Source organism: Vogesella urethralis (assembly GCF_007644045.2).
GTDB lineage: Bacteria > Pseudomonadota > Gammaproteobacteria > Burkholderiales > Chromobacteriaceae > Vogesella > Vogesella urethralis.
Genome location: NZ_VMDW02000156.1, coordinates 1 through 239, shown reverse-complemented (window position 1 = coordinate 239; position 239 = coordinate 1). Strand labels below are relative to the sequence as shown.

The window sequence follows — 239 nt, the reverse complement described above, 5'->3', positions numbered from 1 at the left end:
ACAACCACTATAAAAGCCGGGAAAAGCTGGCCTGGGAATTTGCTAAAATCCTCAATCAGGAAGCGAAAGAGTTAGAGGCTGCGGGGGTTGATATTATTCAGTTCGATGAGCCGGCCTTTAACGTCTTCTTCGATGAGGTCAACGACTGGGGGATCGCCGCCTTAGAACGAGCCACCGAAGGGCTGAAGTGTGAGACAGCGGTGCATATCTGCTACGGCTATGGCATCAAGGCCAATACC

At 51.5% G+C, this 239-nt stretch carries 1 pseudogene; it reads left to right on the top strand.

From position 1 onward, the window contains the following. Positions 1 to 239 (top strand): annotated as a pseudogene (locus tag FLQ03_RS18925) (methionine synthase); the annotation flags it as partial.